Annotated in this window: 17 protein-coding genes and 1 riboswitch; of the genes, 10 read left to right on the forward strand and 7 right to left on the reverse strand. The window is 73.8% G+C overall.

Translation table 11 applies throughout. The features are described from left to right. Positions 1 to 13 precede the first annotated feature (13 nt). Entirely contained in the window at positions 14 to 436 is a 423-nt protein-coding gene (locus V6D49_RS01820; RefSeq protein ID WP_340556481.1) for an HIT family protein, read from the reverse strand. Positions 437 to 635: 199 nt separating this feature from the next. Here V6D49_RS01820 and V6D49_RS01825 point away from each other — a divergent pair, with 199 nt between their 5' ends. Continuing rightward, positions 636 to 869, forward strand: coding sequence for a hypothetical protein (locus V6D49_RS01825; RefSeq protein WP_340556483.1), 234 nt, complete (start codon positions 636 to 638; stop codon positions 867 to 869). A gap of 48 nt (positions 870 to 917) precedes the next feature. On the opposite strand, the gene V6D49_RS01830 is transcribed toward V6D49_RS01825, so the two are convergent. Next, positions 918 to 3,272 (reverse strand): AMP-binding protein, encoded by a 2,355-nt coding sequence (locus tag V6D49_RS01830; protein ID WP_340556484.1) that lies wholly within the window; start codon positions 3,270 to 3,272, stop codon positions 918 to 920. A 75-nt stretch (positions 3,273 to 3,347) separates the two neighbouring features. Here V6D49_RS01830 and V6D49_RS01835 point away from each other — a divergent pair, with 75 nt between their 5' ends. Together V6D49_RS01835 and V6D49_RS01840 are read left to right on the forward strand one after the other, a co-directional pair. Continuing rightward, the gene (locus V6D49_RS01835) at positions 3,348 to 4,697 is read left to right on the forward strand and encodes a 3-oxoacyl-ACP reductase (RefSeq protein WP_340556485.1); all 1,350 of its coding nucleotides are present in this window, start codon (positions 3,348 to 3,350) and stop codon (positions 4,695 to 4,697) included. Between the two features lie 5 nt (positions 4,698 to 4,702). Next, positions 4,703 to 5,572, forward strand: a complete 870-nt coding sequence (locus V6D49_RS01840) for a MaoC family dehydratase (protein WP_340556486.1) — start codon at positions 4,703 to 4,705, stop codon at positions 5,570 to 5,572. Here the strand turns inward: V6D49_RS01840 and V6D49_RS01845 are convergent. Beyond that, complete coding sequence (locus V6D49_RS01845; protein ID WP_340556487.1) at positions 5,558 to 6,211, reverse strand: TetR/AcrR family transcriptional regulator; 654 nt, start codon at positions 6,209 to 6,211, stop codon at positions 5,558 to 5,560. The genes V6D49_RS01840 and V6D49_RS01845 overlap by 15 nt on opposite strands. Before the next feature lie 70 nt (positions 6,212 to 6,281). Between V6D49_RS01845 and V6D49_RS01850 the strand changes: the two genes are divergently transcribed. From V6D49_RS01850 to V6D49_RS01875, 6 genes are all read left to right on the forward strand, one after another. Next, complete coding sequence (locus tag V6D49_RS01850) at positions 6,282 to 6,740, forward strand: SCP2 sterol-binding domain-containing protein (RefSeq protein ID WP_340556488.1); 459 nt, start codon at positions 6,282 to 6,284, stop codon at positions 6,738 to 6,740. Positions 6,741 to 6,945: 205 nt separating this feature from the next. Then, positions 6,946 to 7,039: riboswitch (ZMP/ZTP riboswitch) on the forward strand. 29 nt (positions 7,040 to 7,068) lie between these two features. Beyond that, a complete protein-coding gene (locus V6D49_RS01855; RefSeq protein ID WP_340556490.1) occupies positions 7,069 to 8,553 on the forward strand; it encodes a glycine hydroxymethyltransferase in 1,485 nt (494 codons plus the stop codon). 93 nt (positions 8,554 to 8,646) lie between these two features. Next, positions 8,647 to 8,916 carry a DUF1876 domain-containing protein gene (locus V6D49_RS01860; RefSeq protein ID WP_340556491.1) on the forward strand — a complete coding sequence of 90 codons (270 nt, stop codon included), beginning with the start codon at positions 8,647 to 8,649 and terminating at the stop codon, positions 8,914 to 8,916. 66 nt (positions 8,917 to 8,982) lie between these two features. After that, positions 8,983 to 9,210: a DUF2277 domain-containing protein gene (locus V6D49_RS01865; protein ID WP_340556493.1), complete on the forward strand. Its 228-nt coding sequence runs from the start codon at positions 8,983 to 8,985 to the stop codon at positions 9,208 to 9,210. Positions 9,211 to 9,478: 268 nt separating this feature from the next. Continuing rightward, entirely contained in the window at positions 9,479 to 10,282 is an 804-nt protein-coding gene (locus tag V6D49_RS01870) for a DUF6227 family protein (protein ID WP_340556495.1), read from the forward strand. 111 nt (positions 10,283 to 10,393) lie between these two features. After that, entirely contained in the window at positions 10,394 to 11,749 is a 1,356-nt protein-coding gene (locus tag V6D49_RS01875) for a transglycosylase family protein (RefSeq protein WP_340556497.1), read from the forward strand. Between the two features lie 53 nt (positions 11,750 to 11,802). On the opposite strand, the gene V6D49_RS01880 is transcribed toward V6D49_RS01875, so the two are convergent. Together V6D49_RS01880 and V6D49_RS01885 are read right to left on the reverse strand one after the other, a co-directional pair. After that, complete coding sequence (locus tag V6D49_RS01880; RefSeq protein ID WP_340556499.1) at positions 11,803 to 13,059, reverse strand: cation:proton antiporter domain-containing protein; 1,257 nt, start codon at positions 13,057 to 13,059, stop codon at positions 11,803 to 11,805. A 74-nt stretch (positions 13,060 to 13,133) separates the two neighbouring features. After that, positions 13,134 to 13,592 carry a hypothetical protein gene (locus V6D49_RS01885; RefSeq protein WP_340556501.1) on the reverse strand — a complete coding sequence of 153 codons (459 nt, stop codon included), beginning with the start codon at positions 13,590 to 13,592 and terminating at the stop codon, positions 13,134 to 13,136. Positions 13,593 to 13,769: 177 nt separating this feature from the next. Between V6D49_RS01885 and V6D49_RS01890 the strand changes: the two genes are divergently transcribed. Continuing rightward, positions 13,770 to 14,969: a zinc-dependent alcohol dehydrogenase gene (locus V6D49_RS01890; protein WP_340556503.1), complete on the forward strand. Its 1,200-nt coding sequence runs from the start codon at positions 13,770 to 13,772 to the stop codon at positions 14,967 to 14,969. 106 nt (positions 14,970 to 15,075) lie between these two features. Here V6D49_RS01890 and V6D49_RS01895 read toward each other — a convergent pair whose 3' ends face one another. Beyond that, positions 15,076 to 15,522: an SRPBCC family protein gene (locus V6D49_RS01895; RefSeq protein ID WP_340556505.1), complete on the reverse strand. Its 447-nt coding sequence runs from the start codon at positions 15,520 to 15,522 to the stop codon at positions 15,076 to 15,078. 62 nt (positions 15,523 to 15,584) lie between these two features. Then, entirely contained in the window at positions 15,585 to 16,760 is a 1,176-nt protein-coding gene (locus V6D49_RS01900) for an anhydro-N-acetylmuramic acid kinase (protein WP_340556507.1), read from the reverse strand. Between the last annotated feature and the right edge of the window lie 7 nt (positions 16,761 to 16,767).

The following is a 16,767-nucleotide window of genomic DNA, read 5'->3' on the forward strand; positions in this document are numbered from 1 at the left end:
GGCCCGTCCGCCGTCACGTCCCGTCCGCGTCGAGGGCCGCGCGCAGCCGTGCGGCGACGTCGGCCGCCTCGGCGTCCTCCGCGTACCGGGTGCGGGGCCAGAAGAAGCCGCGCAGTCCGTCCTTGCGGTTGCGCGGGACGACGTGGGTGTGGAAGTGCGGCACGGACTGGCTGATCCGGTTGTTGGCCGCGACGAACGTGCCGGCCGCCGGCATCCCCCGCTCGACCGCGCCCGCGATCCGGCGCACCCGCAGGTAGTAGGGCCCGATCTGATCGGGCGGCAGGTCGGTCAGCGTCTCGTGGTGCTCGCGCGGTACGACGAGCACGTGGCCGGGGAAGACCGGCCGGTGGTCCAGGAACGCGACGGCCACCTCATCCTCGAAGACCCGGTGCACGGGGGTTCGTCCGGCGACGACGGCGCAGAAGAGGCAGCTCATGCCCCCAGTGAACCGTGTCGTCGCACGCGGCGCCCACGGCCGGGGGTACGGGCGTCGTCCGCGCGGGTGATCCCGGGTCGGCCGGACGGACGGGCCCCCCGCGTCGCGGGGCCGCGCCCGACCGGGGGGAGCGATGCTGGCCCGGCGGCGGGCGACGTGAGGGCCCGCCACCGTCGAAGCAGTGTGGGAGTGAGCAGCCATGGCCGTGTGCGAAGTGTGCAGCAACGAGTACGACATGTCCTTCGAGGTGCACGCGCAGGGCGCGGTCCACGTGTTCGACAGCCTGGAGTGCATGGCCCAGCGGATGGCGCCCGTCTGTGAGAACTGCTCGTGCCGCATCCTCGGGCACGGTGTCCAGTCCGACGGACGGTTCTTCTGCTGTGCGCACTGCGCGCGCGTCCAGGGTCACGCCCAGCTCGTCGACCACGCCTGACGGCGGACCGGCCGCCCGTGCGCCCGGCGTGCCGGCGGCCTCCGGCGCTCAGGCGTAGAGGGCGTCGACCTCCTCGGCGAAGCGGGTGAGGACGACCTGCCGCTTGACCTTCAGCGACGGCGTCAGCAGCCCGTTCTCCTCGGTGAACTCGCCCTCCACCAGCCGGAAGGTGCGGATGGACTCCGCCCGGGAGACGGCCTCGTTGGCGTAGTCCACGGCTCTGCCGACGTCGGCGAGGAGATCGGGGTCCTCGCGCAGGGCGGCGAAGGGGGTGTCCCGGGGCCGCTTGCGGACGGCCAGCCAGTGCTCCATGGCCTCGGGGTCGAGGGTGATGAGCGCGCCGACGCACGGCCGGTTGTCCCCGACGACCACGCACTGCGCCACCGGCGGGCGGCTGCGCAGCCGGTCCTCCAGCACGGCCGGGGAGACGTTCTTGCCACCGCCGGTGACGATGATGTCCTTCTTGCGGCCGGTGATGGTGAGGTAGCCGTCCTCGTCGAGGGTGCCCAGGTCCCCGGTGGCAAACCAGCCGTCGTCCAGGGCCTCGCGGGTGGCGGCCTCGTTGTTCCAGTAGGACGTGAAGACGATGCTCCCCTTGATCAGCACCTCGCCGTCGTCGGCGATGCGGACGCTGGTGCCGGGGACGGGCTGGCCGACGGTGCCGGGTCGCGGCCCGAGCGGCGGGATGACGGTGGCGGCGGCGGTCGTCTCGGTGAGGCCGTAGCCCTCGTAGACGACGATGCGGCTGGCGGCGAAGAAGAGGTTCAGGTTGCGGTCCAGGGGTGAGCCGCCGCTGATCGCGTACCGCAGCCGGCCGCCCAGTTCCCTGCGCACGCGCCGGTAGACGAGCAGGTCGTAGAGCGCCCAGGCGAGGGTGAGGCCGGGCCCGGGGCCCTTGCCCCGGCCGAGGAACTCGTCGATGACCGCCTCGGCGTACCGCACGGCGACGCGGTCGGCGCGGTCGAAGGAGGAGCCGCGCCCCATCCGCTCGGCCGTCGCCCGCCCGGTGTCATGGATCTTCTCGAACAGGTAGGGGACGCCGACGACGAACGTGGGGCGGAACCGGCGCAGTTCGGGCCGCAGTTCGTCCGGCTTGATGCTCGGCCAGTGGCCCACCTCGATGCGCGCCGTCATGCAGGCGATCTGGATGACCCGGCCGAGGATGTGGGCGAGCGGCAGGAACAGCAGGGTCGACGCCGTCTGGCCGGTGACGGCCTGGAAGACCGGATGCAGGAGCTGGACGGTGTTGTTCGCCTCGGCGTGCAGGTTGCCGTGGGTGAGGACGCACCCCTTGGGACGGCCCGTGGTGCCGGAGGTGTAGCACACGGTGGCGACCGTGTCGGTGGTCAGGGCGGCCCGGCGCTCGGTGACGGCGTCGTCGGGGACGTCCCGGCCGGCCTCGGTGAGTTCGGCGACCGCCCCCGCGTCGAACCGCCACACGCGCGGGTCGCCGCCGAACGAGCGGGCGGCCGCCAGGACGGTCTCCTGGTTCTCGGCGTTCTCCACGACGGCGAACCGGGCGCCGGAGTCCTCCAGGATCCAGGCGACCTGGTGCGCGGAGGAGGTCGCGTAGACGGGCACGCTCTGCCCGCCGGCCGCCCAGATCGCGAAGTCGAGGAGGGCCCACTCGTAACGGGTCCGGGACATGACCGCGATCCGGTCGCCGGGGCGCAGTCCGGCCGCGACGAGCCCCTTGGCCACGCCGGTCACCTCCCGGGCGAACTCGGCGGCGGTGACAGGGTGCCAGGTCTCCCCCCGCCTGCGCTTGACCACGACGGCGTCGGGCGCCTCACGGGCGTTGGTGAAGGGGATGTCGGCCGTGCTCCCGGCGGCCGGCGCGGTGGCGAAGGGGGACGTGCGCGCCTCCCGCACGACGCCCCCCTCGCGGATGACGTCGACCGACACCCGGGTGGCCAGGTCGCGGCGGCCGCTCGCTGCTTTCAGGTCCTTGCGTACTCCCATGGACGGCTCCTGTTCGCGGGGTCTGGTGGGGATGGAAACGGGCTTGGCGGGCCCGGCCGGGGGGGCGCGTCGCTCGCCGTGTCGACGCCGCCCGCAGACCCCGCACTCGATCTGGCCGAGCGCGATCTTGTTGGCGACGAGGATGACGGCCTCCAGCCCCGTCCCGCAGGCCTGTTGGACGTCGTAGGCGGGTGTGCGGGGGTCCAGCGGGGAGCCGAGGACGACCTCCCGGGCGAGGTTGAAGTCGCGGGCGTGCTTGAGGACGGCCCCGGCCACGAACTCCCCGAGCACCTCGCCGTGCAGGCCGAACCGGTCCACCAGCCCGGCGAGCGCGGCGCCGAGCATGTCCTGGTTGCTCGCGGTGGCGTAGGGCCCGTCCGCCCGGGCGAAGGGGATGCGGTTGCCTCCGACGACGGCGACACGGCGTCCGGGAGATGTCATGGACGGTTCTCCTTGTGATCCGGGAACGCGGTTCTTACTCTTGGGTAAACTTACTCGCGCGTAAGGAGAAAATCCATGGCCGACCGCTACCAGCGGCTGACCGCCTCCGGGCCGGGGGCGTTCGTCGCCCGCCGGCTCGGGCTGCCGCGTCCGGAGGTCCTGCGGCGGCACGAGCCGGGCGCTCCCGTCGCCGTCGGGCCCGTCGTCCTCGGGGGCGCCGACGGCGGGCGGGCCCGGCAGCCGCTGCGGAAGGTGCTGGACGCGATCGGTGTCCCCGTGCTCGACCCGACGGCGGAGCACGGCGGCCCGCCCGGCGCGCTCCTCTTCGACGCCACCGGCATCAGCGCGAGCGCCGACCTGGCGGCCCTGCACGCCTTCTTCCACCCGCGCGTCCGCTCGCTCGCCCCGTGCGGACGGCTCGTCGTCGTCGGGACGCCCCCGGAGCGGGCCGGTTCGCCGGGCGCCGCGGCGGCCCAGCGCGCCCTGGAGGGCTTCGTGCGCTCGGCGGGCAAGGAGCTGCGGCGCGGCGCGACCGCTCACCTGCTGCACGTCGCGCCGGGGGCCGAGGACGCCGTGGAGTCCACCCTGCGCTTCGCGCTCTCCCCGCGCTCGGCGTACGTCTCCGGGCAGGTGCTCCTGATCGAGGAGGCGGGCGGCGCACCCGTCCCGGGCGACTGGGAGCGGCCGCTCGCCGGGCGGGTGGCCCTGGTGACGGGGGCCTCGCGCGGCATCGGCGCGGTCGTGGCCGAAACGCTCGCCCGCGACGGAGCCCACGTCGTCTGCCTGGACGTCCCAGGACAGAGCGGGGCGCTGCGCGCCGTGGCCGCCCGGTGCGGCGGCGGCGCGCTGGAACTCGACGTCACCGCGCCGGAGGCGCCGGGCACCCTGGCGGCCCGTCTGCGCGCGGAGCACGGCGGGGTGGACGTCGTCGTGCACAACGCGGGCATCACCCGCGACCGGACGCTCGGCCGCATGGACGCCGACCGCTGGAACGCCGTCATGGCCGTCAACCTGACCTCGGTGGAGCGGATGACGGAGGAGCTGCTGGCCGGGGAGGCCCCGGTGCTGCGGGACGGCGGGCGGGTCGTGTGCACGTCGTCCATCTCCGGTATCGCCGGGAACGTCGGGCAGACCAACTACGCGGCGAGCAAGGCCGGGCTGATCGGGCTGGTGCAGGCACTGGCACCGCTCACGGCCGACCGCGGGATCACGGTCAACGCCGTCGCGCCCGGCTTCATCGAGACACGGATGACGGCGGCCGTGCCCCTGCTCATCCGGGAGGCGGGGCGCCGCATGAACAGCCTGGCGCAGGGCGGGCAGCCGGTGGACGTGGCCGAGGCCGTCGCGTTCCTCGCCTCCCCCGGCAGCGCCGGGGTCAACGGGCAGGTGCTGCGCGTGTGCGGCCAGGCCCTGCTGGGAGCGTGAGCGCCGTGACCTCCGCCTCCCGATCCCCGCTGACGACCCGCGAACTGCGCACGGTGCCCGCGCTGGTGCCGCTCTACGCCCGTGCCGTGCTGCCCAAGAGCGGCGGGGACGGCCCGCTGCCCCGCCGGGAACTGGTGGTGACCGCCCGGGCGGACGACGCGCGGGTGCGCCGGTACGCGGAGGTGTGCGGCTTTCCCACGGGCGGGCCACTGCCACCGACCTACCCCCACCTGGTGGCCTTCCCCCTCGCCATGGAGCTGATGGCCGCGCGGGACTTCCCGTACCCGCTGCTCGGTCTGGTGCACCTCGCCAACGAGGTCGAGTGCGCGCGTCCGCTCGCCCCCGGGGAGGCGCTCACCTACCGGGTGCGCACCGGCGACCGCGTCCGCCACCCCAGGGGGGCGGCGTTCCGGATGCTCGCCGAGGCTTCGGACGGCTCCGCCGTGGTGTGGCGCTCGACCAGTACCTACCTGCGGCGCGGACGGCCGACCGGGGAGGCGCCGGGTGAGGCGCCGCCGGGCGTCGAACGTCCCGACCGCACCGAGCGCTGGCGGCTGCCCGCCGCGACCGGCCGTGCGTACGCCGCCGTCTCCGGCGACCGCAACCCCATCCATCTGTATCCGCTGACGGCCCGCCTGCTCGGCTTTCCCCGGGCCGTCGCGCACGGCATGTGGACCAAGGCGCGGGCCCTGGCGGCGCTCGCCGACGTCCTGCCGGACGCCTGCCGCGTCACCGTGGACTTCCGCTCCCCCGTCCTGCTGCCCGCCGAGGCCGACTTCAGCGCCGCCGCGCACGGGGACGGCCACGCCTTCGCGGTGCGCTCGGCGGACGGCACGCGGGAGCACCTGCGTGGCCGCGTCTCACCGCTTCGCTGACGCGGGGGGCGCCCACACCTCTCCCCCGAGCACGTTGCGCATGCCGACCCAGGCCATGTTCATCAGCCGCAGCGTGACGCGCTCGGGGGACTCGTCGGGGTGGTTCTCCAGCCAGTCGGTGAGCGAGTCGGCGGCGCCCACCAGCGCGTGCGCCACGAAGTCGGCGTCGTCCTCGCCGAGCCGGGCCGGGTTCGGGCTCTCGGCGATGCCGTCCCGGACCAGCCCGGCCACCTCGGCCATCACCATCCGCCGGGCGGCGGAGACCTCGGCGGCGATCCGCTCGGAGAGCTCGGACGCCTGGCGGTGCAGGACGACCCAGCTGTCCCGGTGCTCGTGCACGAAGCCGAAGAAGGCGGCCAGCCCGGCCCGCAGCCGCTCGTCGGGGCTCGCCTTCTCGCGGGCCGCGTGCTGGAAGGCCCCGGCCAGGCGCTGGGCCTCCCGCCGCACGCAGGCGACGAAGAGGTTCTCCTTGGAGTCCAGGTAGAGGTAGACCATCGGCTTCGAGACCCCGGCGAGGTCGGCGATCTCGTCCACCGAGGCGGCGTGGTAACCGCGTTTGGCGAACACCCGGATGGCCACGTCGATCATCTGCTGTTCCCGGACCTGCCGGGGGACCCGGCGCCTGCGTTTCTCCGTCACCCTTGCCAGCCTACTCACCCCCTCGCCAATCTTACTCATAAGTAAACTTACTCTTTAGTAAGGACGGCTCATGGCGGCATCGCGTGACGATCTGGCCGCACTGGACTTCGCGAACATCTCCCCACCGGAGTTCTCCCGGCTGGTGAAGGGGCTCTCCGGCAAGGAGATCGACGCGATGATGACGGGTGAGTTCCGCACCCGCGTCCTCGGCGCGGTCTTCGCCCGCATGGAGCGGCAGTTCCGCCCCGAGAGCGCCGGCTCCCTCCGCGCCCTCATCCGGTGGAAGATCACCGGCGAGAGCGACGCCGTCTACGAGACGGTCATCGAGGACGGCACCCGCACGGTGCGCGAGGGGCGCGGCGAGGCCGAGCCCCGGGTCAGCCTGGTGATGGGCGACGCGGAGTTCCTGAAGCCCGTCTCGGGCAACGGCTCCCCCGCGACGATGTTCATGGCGCGCAGGCTCAAGGTCGCCGGGGACGTGGGCATGGCCACCGGGCTCACCCGCCTCTTCGACATCCCCAAGGCGTGAGCGCCCCACACCGACCGGAACAGACACGGCCATGAGCGGGTTCTCCCCGGACCTGACCGAGGAGCAGCGGGATCTGCGGGCCTGGGTGCACGGCTTCGCCGCCGACGTCGTCCTCCCGGCCGCCACCGAGTGGGACGAGCGGGAGGAGACGCGTCGGGCTGGCCCTGTTCGGCACCTCGCTCGCGGCCGCCGTCTTGATACCCTCGCGGCGAGTCGTGACTGGCGCGAGAAAATGGGACTGACCATTGGGGAGCGGCTCCATCGACGACGATGCACCGCCGCGCGCCTGGGCCACCGGAGCACACCCCGCCGCCTCCAGGAGGTCCCCGTGGCCCAGCCGACCGCGCACCCCACCCCGTCCGACGGCTCCCACGCCGCCCGGCCGACGCCGGAGTCCGTCGCCTACCGCAGCGCGCTGGAGGTCATCCGGGGCGTCGAACCCCGGGTCGCCGACGCGATCGGTGCCGAGATCACCGACCAGCGCGCCTCGTTGAAGCTCATCGCGAGCGAGAACTACGCCTCGCCCGCCGTCCTGCTCACCATGGGGAACTGGTTCAGCGACAAGTACGCCGAGGGCACCGTCGGGCGCCGCTTCTACGCGGGCTGCCGCAACGTGGACACCGTCGAGGCGCTGGCCGCCGAGCACGCCCGGGAGCTGTTCGGCGCCCGGCACGCCTACGTCCAGCCGCACTCCGGCATCGACGCCAACCTCGTGGCCTTCTGGTCCGTGCTCGCCCGGCGGGTCGAGGTGCCGGCGCTGGCCGAGGCCGGGGCGGGCCACGTGAACGACCTGAGCGAGGAGGACTGGGGGCGGCTGCGGCGCGCGCTGGGCAACCAGCGGATGCTCGGGATGTCGCTGGACGCCGGCGGCCACCTCACCCACGGCTTCCGGCCCAACATCTCGGGCAAGATGTTCGAGCAGCGCAGCTACGGGACCGACCCGGCGACCGGCCTGCTGGACTACGACGCCGTGGCCGCCGCCGCGCGGGAGTTCCGTCCACTCGTCCTCATCGCCGGGTACTCCGCCTACCCCCGGCTGGTGAACTTCCGCCTGATGCGGGAGATCGCCGACGAGGTCGGGGCGACCCTCATGGTGGACATGGCGCACTTCGCCGGACTCGTCGCGGGCAAGGTCCTCACCGGCGACTTCGACCCGGTGCCGCACGCCGCCGTCGTCACCACCACGACCCACAAGTCGCTGCGCGGGCCGCGCGGCGGCATGGTGCTGTGCGACGACTCCCTGGCCGAGCAGGTCGACCGGGGCTGCCCGATGGTGCTGGGCGGTCCGCTGCCGCACGTCATGGCCGCCAAGGCGGTCGCACTCGCCGAGGCGCGGCGGCCGGAGTTCCGCGACTACGCCCAGCGCGTCGTGGACAACGCCCGGACCCTGGCCGAGGGCCTGCGCAGGCGGGGCGGCCGGCTGGTCACCGGCGGCACCGACAACCACCTGGTGCTGCTCGACGTCTCCGGGTACGGGCTGAGCGGCCGGCAGGCCGAGGCGGCCCTGCTGGACGCCGGCATCGTCACCAACCGCAACGCGATCCCGCAGGACCCCAACGGGGCCTGGTACACCTCCGGCGTGCGGATGGGCACACCGGCGCTGACGACACGCGGCTTCGGGGCGGCGGAGATGGACGAGGTGGCCGACCTGACGCACACCGTGCTGAGCCGCACGACGGCGGGCACCACCCCCTCCGGCGCGCCGTCCAAGGCCCGCCACGTGCTGGCAGACGGCGTCGCCGATGAGGTCCGCAGCCGCTCCGCCGACCTGCTCGGCAAGCACCCGCTGTACCCGGGCGTCGACCTGGGCTGAGCGCGGCGACCGGGACGCCCGAGTCCGCCGCGAAGTCGCTTCCCGCACGCGGTGGGGGCACCCTGGAAGAAGCCACGGTGAGAGGTGAGTGCCATGGAGACGATCGTCGGCATGAATGTCGAGATGGAGTTCTGGGAGGACGGCGACAAGACGCGGGCGTCCTGCCTGATGCGGCTGCAGGACGGCACGGAGCTGAAGGCCCACGGCCGTGCCGACCGCTACCCCTCGGACCCGGCCCAGCAGCGGGTCGGTGAGGAGATCGCGGCGGCCCGGGCCCTGCGGGACCTCTCCCACCAGCTCCTGGCCAAGGCCGGCCACGAGATCGAGTCGGTCACGCACCAGCCGGCGCACCTGACGCGCTGAGCCGCGCCGGTCGGACACCCGGGCCATCGGGCCCCGGGTGTCCGACCGGCGGCGTACCGTCGAGGTATGTGCCGAAGCATCAAGACGCTGCGCCCCCCGTACACCGAGGCGGTCACGGAGGACGACGTGCGTGCCGCCGCGCTGCAGTACGTCCGCAAGGTGTCCGGCTTCCGTCATCCCGCCGCGCACAACGCGGCGGCGTTCGAGCGTGCCGTGGACGAGGTGACGGCGGCCACCGAGGAGTTGCTGGCCTCGCTGAGCGTCCGGGGCGGGGCCGCGTCGAAGAATCCCTGACGCCCGCGCCGGGGGCGACGTGCGTGCCGACCGGTGCGCGGTGAGGGGCTCCGGCGCGCACCGGCGTCTCCCCGGCTGGGCGGAAAGGCGAACGGGGACGTTGACTCAACGTGACGGAACGCGGGCTGCGGAGCGATGAAACAGCTCACATGAGCCACGCGAACCGCACATGTCAGCCAATATGCGCACCAGGTGACGGGCAGCCGCTACTTTGGGTATTCAACGGGTGGACGGGGAGATTCCGCTCCTGCTCACGTGGAGGCACCCGATGAACGACACGGCGCGGCGCCCGGGCGGGCCGGCGCCGGGCGACCACCTGGCCCTGCTCATAGCCCGCGCACGCAACCCCTTCGAGATCAGCGAACCGCTGACCGACCGGCTGGCCACGGCCGTCCGGTGCGACGTTCAGCTCCGGTCGTTCCGCCAGCACAGGAACCCGCCTCCCGCGCTGCGCTGTTCGACCTACCAGTACACCTTCACCTTCGCCGACCACAGCGTCCTGGTGCTGTGGGAACTGCGCCACGACACCGAGGCGGAAGGGCAGGTGACGTGTGAGGTGTACCCGGACTTCGCCGCCCTCCAGGAGGCGGAGAGCCGCGTGCACCAGCGCATGGGCGGTGCCCTGCCCGACGCGCCCGCCGGGGCGGGGGACGCCGCGCGGACACCGGCCCGCGTCGAAAGGTCCCGGTTCTGCCTGCCCGCTCCCCGCAGGGGGCAGCACAGCTACACCGAGCGCGACTCGGCCGACCACGCCCGGCGGCTGCTGCGCCGGGCCGTCAACCCCGACCGCCCCGGCGCGCGGACGCTGGACCTGCTGAGGACGGCGACCCGTCATCAGATCTCCCGGGTGCCGCAGCCGTTCGGCCCGGCGGGGCCGAACGCGTTCTGCTCGGTCTACGAGCACGCCTTCCTGCTGGCGGACGGGAGGGAGGTGAACCTGTACGAACTCGAGCACGACTTCACCGAGGACCGCCGTCTGGTCTGCGAGGTGTACGCCGACGCCGCGACGGCGGACCGCGCCGCCGAGCGGCATGTGACGGCCCATGGCGCGGGTGGCCGGACCGGGGAATAATCCGGAAGCGCTTGCCGGGTCCGGCCGACCCGCTCTACGTTTGACGCGCTCGTCAACTCCCGTCCCGACGGGAAACGTTGGAGTCCGTGCAGCAGGTAGGGGAGGGAACCCATGGCACCGCGTGGTCGCCACCGTCGGCACCGGCCCAGTCCGGTGTCCCGTGCCTCGCTCACCGTGACCGCCGGGGGCGCGGGCATCGCCCTTCCGCTCATCGGCGTCAGCCACGTCCAGGCCGCCCCCGTGGACACCTGGGAGAAGGTCGCCGCCTGCGAGAGCAGCGGCCGATGGAACGTCAACACCGGCAACGGGTACTTCGGCGGGCTCCAGTTCGCGCAGTCGACCTGGCTCGCCTTCGGCGGCGCACGGTACGCGGAGCGCGCGGACCAGGCGTCCAAGGAAGAACAGATCGCGGTGGCCGAGAAGGTGCTCGCCGGGCAGGGCCCCGGCGCCTGGCCCACGTGTTCCGACGAGGCCGGACTCACCCGCGAGATGGCCGAGGACCGGGCCACGCGGTCCGCCCCGCGCCCCCAGTCGCAACGGGAGGCGCTCACCGAGCGCTCGGTGGTTCAGCGGCTTCCCGAGCAGCGGCGCACGGAGGACCCGGGCGGGCAGGAGCACCAGCGGGGCAACGAGACGCACGCCGTCGTCCAGGGCGAGACCCTGTCCTCGATCGCCGCCGACCACGGGGTCCGGGGCGGCTGGCCGCAACTGTACGAGCGCAACCGGGAGACGGTCGGCGGCGACCCGGACCTCATCCTCCCCGGGCAGCGCCTGCATCTGAACCCCGCGCCGCCCGGGACGCCGGACTCCGGCCCGAAGCGGCCGGAGTCGTCGCGGTCGGACGCCCCTCAGAAGGACGCCGCGCAGAAGAAAGCTCCGCAGAAGGAGGCCGCGGCCGAGCAGGACAAGCAGGAGAAGCGGGAGAAGAAGCCGGAGGCACCCCGCCAGGAGCAGGCGACGGCGGAGAAGCCCGCTGCCGAGAAGACTGAGAAGCCCGAGAAGGCCAGGCAGAAGGAGGACGCGGACGCTTCCCGCCAGGCCCCGAAGCGGTCGGCCCGGGCCGCGTACAGCTCCCCCCTGCCGGGTGCCTCGCCGGGCACCGCCTATCGCGTGACGGGCAGTTCCTGGTCGTCCGGCTACCACACCGGGGTGGACTTCCCGGTGCCCACGGGCACGTCCGTGAAGGCCGTGACCCGGGCGACCGTGGTCTCGGCGGGCTGGGCCGGCGCCTACGGCTACCAGGTGGTCCTCAAGCACGACGACGGCCGCTTCAGCCAGTACGCGCACCTGTCCGCCCTCACCGTGCGGGCGGGCCAGCGGGTCGACGCCGGGCAGAGCGTCGGCCGGTCCGGGAACACCGGCAACTCCACCGGCCCGCACCTGCACTTCGAGATACGCACCGGCTCCGGCTACGGTTCCGACATCGACCCCGTGGCCTACCTGCGTCACCACGGCGTCCGCATCTGAGCGACGGCCGCGCCGCGGCGCGAACCTGACGAGCCGCACCCGACCCGGCGAGGTCAGGGGCCGGATCCCGCCGCCCGGCCGTCGGACCTCGCCGGGCGGTCGGCTCCGTGCCGTGCCGCTTTCGCGTACCACACCCGACCCGGCGAGGACGTCAGCCCGTGCGCCACCGTGCTCCCGGCGACGGCGAGCGTCCCGGCGGCCAGCACGGTGGGATCGACACCGAGGCGGTGGGCCTCCAGGGTGAGGTAGAGCAGGGCCGACACCCCGACCGGCCCGAACCAGCCGAGGAACAGCGCGTCCCGGCGACGCACCCGGAGGAACCGGCCGAGCAGCAGCAGGACGGGCAGCCGCCGCAGGACCAGCACCCCGACCAGGAACAGCGGACCGCGCCAGCCGAACTCGGCCCACTGCGACCACGGCAGCATCGCGCCGAGGACCACGAAGAGGGGCAGGACCACGAAGCGGTTCACCGCCTCGTCGACCTGGTTCTCGTCCGACCGCTCCTGCACGGAGCCGGCGGCGTTGAAGGCCAGGCCGCTCACGAAGACGGCCAGGACGTCGTCCACGTGGAGGAGCCCGGAGACCCCGAGCACGAAGAGGGCGAGCAGCAGGGTGAAGACCAGCAGGGGGCCCGGCTCGGTCGCTCCGGCCGCCGACTCCCGTCGCAGGGTGCGCCCGGCCACCCACCCCACCACCCCGCCCAGGGCCACCGCACCGACGACCTGCCACACACTCGTGAGCAGCGCTTCGGGCCCGGACAACGGTCCGGCGACGGCCACGGCGGCCAGGACGAGGGGCAGGGCCAGCCCGTCGTTGCTGCCCGACTCCAGGGAGAGGAGCTGCCGGGTGCGCGCGGGGATGTCGCGTTCGGCGGGCTCCCCGGTGACGGCGCTGGAGGCCAGCACCGGGTCCGTCGGACACAGCGCGGCGCCCAGCAACGCGGCGGCGCCGAGGCCGACACCGAGGGTGGCGGCGGCCACTCCGGCGGTGGAGAGGGCCATGACCGGCATCGCGACCACGAGAAGCAGCATCACGGGCCGGACCCGTGAGCGGACGGCGGCGATCGGGTAGCGCAGGGCCACGGCCATCACCGACACCGCCAGCAGGAGGCGGGTCGCCTCGTGCAGCTCCCGGTGCCCGTCGAACACCGTGGGCACGTCCAGCACGCCGAACAGGGCCGGCCCGAGCAGCACCCCCGCGAGCAGAGCCAGCAGCGGTCCCGACAGCGGCAGCCGTCGGACCACGGCCGAGAAGGCGGCCACGACGAGGGCGAGGACACCGACGACCGTCAGCAGAACGTCAACGAACATGCCGCCCGTCGGTACCCGCGTGCGCCGGGTTCCATGTCAGCGGCCAACGGCGCCGTGGCGCCCGCCCGTCCCGTCTAGCCCGGCGGGCGGTCCTCGTCGTCGGCCGGGTTCTCCTCAGGGTCGGGGGGCGGCGCGTCGGCCTCGTCGAGCGGCTCGACGTGCACGGCGGACTCCTCCGCCGACAGGCCCGCCGCGGGCGTCGCCTCGTCGCCGACCTCGCCGACGACGTGGTCGCCGGAGGGACGGCCCGGCGACGACGCGTCGTCGAGGCGGCCCGCCTCGGGGTCCGGCGGGCCGGCGGCACCGTCCTCCTCACCGACGTCCGGCACCTCCTGCGCGAGCCGGTCGTCCAGCGACTCGCCCTCGCGTTGCTCGGCGAACGTGGTTCCGTGGCTCTCGGCGGCCACCGGCCGTTCACCGGGCACCGGCATCCGCTGCGGATCCTCGGCCCGCCGGGCCTCCGGCGAACCGTCCTGGAGGTCGGGGATGCCCTCCTCCTCGGGGTGGCGTCCGGGGTCGTTCGGCTCGGTCATCACCGGTCTCCCTCCCGTGCGGGGTCGGGGTGCGCCGCCGGTCGCGTACCCCTGAGCCGGGCGGGAAAACCACCGGTCAGCCGTGCCGGGCGCGGACGACTGGCCCGGTGGTGGCCGGGTACCCGGACCGCTTCCGGAGACTTCCGGGAAGACCCGCCGACGACGGAGGTGAGCGGCGTGAAGGCCCTCGTGTGGCACGGCAAGCGCGACGTGCGGGTGGAACGCGTGCCCGATCCCGAACTGGTCAGGCCGACGGACGCGATCGTGCGGATCACGTCCAGCGGCCTGTGCGGCTCGGACCTGCACCTGTACGAGGTGCTCGGCCCCCTCATGAACCCCGGCGACATCCTCGGCCACGAACCGATGGGCGTCGTCGAGGAGGTCGGCAACGGCGTGAGCGGGCTGACACCGGGCGACCGCGTGGTCGTGCCGTTCCAGATCGCCTGCGGGAACTGCTTCATGTGCGACCAGGGGCTCCAGACCCAGTGCGAGACGACGCAGGTCAGGGACCAGAAGATGGGCGCGGCCCTGTTCGGTTACACCAACCTCTACGGCGCGGTGCCCGGCGCGCAGGCCGAGTACCTGCGGGTGCCGCAGGCGCAGTACGGGCCGGTGAAGATCCCCGACGGGCCGCCGGACGACCGGTACCTGTTCCTCTCCGACGTGCTGCCGACGGCCTGGCAGGCCGTGACCTACGCGGACGTGCCCGAGGGCGGCAGTGTTGCGGTGCTGGGGCTCGGGCCGATCGGCGACATGAGCTGCCGCGTCGCCGCGCACCAGGGCGCCGCGCAGGTCATCGGAGTGGACCTGGTGCCCGAACGGCTGGAGCGCGCCAGGGCGCGCGGGGTGGAGACGGTCGACCTGAACGACTTCGACGACCGGCAGGGGGTGGCCGACGCCGTCCGGGAGATGACCGGGGGGCGCGGGCCGGACGCGGTGATCGACGCCGTCGGCATGGAGGCGCACGGCGGAGCGGGGTCCGGTGCCGCGAAGGCCATGCAGGACATGACCGGCTTCCTGCCGCAGAAGTGGGCGGGCAAGCTGGTGCAGAAGGCGGGCGTGGACCGGCTGGGCGCGCTCTACCTCGCCATCGACATGGTGCGGCGCGGGGGCACCGTCTCCCTGTCCGGCGTCTACGGCGGGATGACGGACCCGGTGCCGATGCTCGTCCTGTTCGACAAGCAGGTCCAGCTGCGGATGGGGCAGGCCAACGTCAAGCGGTGGATCCCCGAGATCATGCCGCTGCTGGAGGACGGCGATCCCCTGGGCGTGGACGACTTCGCCACCCACCACCTGCCGCTCGACCGCGCCCCCGAGGCCTACGAGATGTTCCAGAAGAAGGAGGACGGTGCGGTGAAGGTGGTGCTCCGGCCCTGACCGTGAGCCAATGGGAGGAGCACGGCCCACGGGAACGGGACCGGGCCCATCCGCCCGGTCCCGTTCCCGTGTCGCGGCGCGCGCGGCGGCCGTGCCGCGACACGCGTCAGACCTCGCCGCGCCAGGCGCCCGTCTCGGCGCCGCGGCTCTCGATGAACGCCTTGAAGCGCTCCAGGTCGCCCTTGGTCTTGCGGCGTACCAGACCGAGGGTGTCGCCCACGGCCTCGGCGAACGCCTCGGGGGCGTACTCCATCTGGAGCATCACCTTGGAGCGGTCGGCGTCGAGGTGGTGGAACGTGACAACACCGGCCTGCTTGGGGCCGCTGACACTCGTCCAGGCGATCCGTTCGTCGGGGATCTGCTCGGTGATGTCGGCGTCGAACTCGCGCTCCACACCGGCGATCTTCGTCACCCAGTGCGTCGACGCGTCCGTCACCTGGTCGACCCGTTCCACGCCGTCCATGAAGTGCGGGAAGTCCTCGAACTGGGTCCACTGGTTGTACGCGGCCCGGACCGGGACGTCGAGTTCGATGGATTCCTCGATGTGCGACATGGCACCTCCTGGTGAACGATCTTGTCGGGGACTGCGCTGCCGCGTACCCGGCTCCCCGGGGTTCACTCCCCCGACGTCGTGACGCGCAGCCGCGTGGGCGCGTGGCGCAGGGGTGGCGGAAGCCGGAGCGGTCCGGCCCCGGGGGTGAGCGAGCCGAGCAGCGCCGGGCCCCGGGCACCGGTGGCGGAGGGCGTGTTGCCGGGGACGCCGTGGACCGTCAGGAAGCCGAGCAGGGCGAAGAGGTACGCCTCCTTGGCCTGGGCCGGAAGACCGGCCGGCGAGATGTCGGTGACGGGCAGGGGCCGCGTCAGCGTGCGGATGCGCGCCATCAGGACGGGGTTGCGCACCCCTCCCCCGGAGACCGTGAGCGCGGTCAGGCCGTGGGTCCGGCAGGCGTCGGCCACCAGCCGCGCGGTGAGTTCGGTGACGGTCGCCAGCAGGTCGTCGGCCGGGGGCGGCGGCTCGGGCAGGTGCCGCAGCAGGTACGCGGTGTGGAAGTGCTCGCGGCCCGTCGACTTGGGCGGCGGCAGCCGGTAGTACGGATCGGCCAGGAGGGCGGCGAGCAGCTCCGGCCGGACGCTGCCGCGCGCCGCGCGGGCCCCGCCGTCGTCCAGGCGCGCGCGACCGCCGCTGACGTGGCGGGCTGCGGCGTCGATCAGGGCGTTGGCGGGGCCGAGGTCGTAGGCCAGCACCTGCCCGTCCCCGTCCCGGAGGCTCAGGTTGGCGATGCCGCCGAGGTTGAGGGCGGCCGGACGGCCGTCGTGCGGGAGGAGGAGGGCGTCCAACGTGGCGGCGAGCGGGGCGCCCTGGCCGCCCAGGGCGAGGTCGCGGGTCCGCAGGTCGGAGACGACGGGCAGGCCGGTGGCCTCGGCGATCCAGGCGGGCGCGCCGAGTTGCAGGGTGCCGAGCGCCCGGGGGCCCTCCGTCAGGTGGTAGCAGGTCTGGCCGTGGGAGACGACGAGTTCCGCCGTGCCGCCGGCCAGTTCGGTGTCGGCCCGGGCGGCGGCGGCCCCGAAGAGGCGACCCAGCGCGGCGTCCAGCCGGCAGATCCGCCGCCAGGTCGGCTCGGCGGGCGGGAGGCAGGACGCCAGCTCCGCGTGGAGGTCCGGCGGGAAGGGGACGCTGAGCAGGCCCCGGGGGCGCAGGGTCAGTTCGCCGCCCGGATCACAGGTCAGGTCGGCGAGCGCGGCGTCCACCGCGTCGCACGAGGTGCCGCTGAGCAGGCCGATCACGCGCATGTCCGCA

The organism is Streptomyces sp. GSL17-111, assembly GCF_037911585.1.
GTDB lineage: Bacteria > Actinomycetota > Actinomycetes > Streptomycetales > Streptomycetaceae > Streptomyces.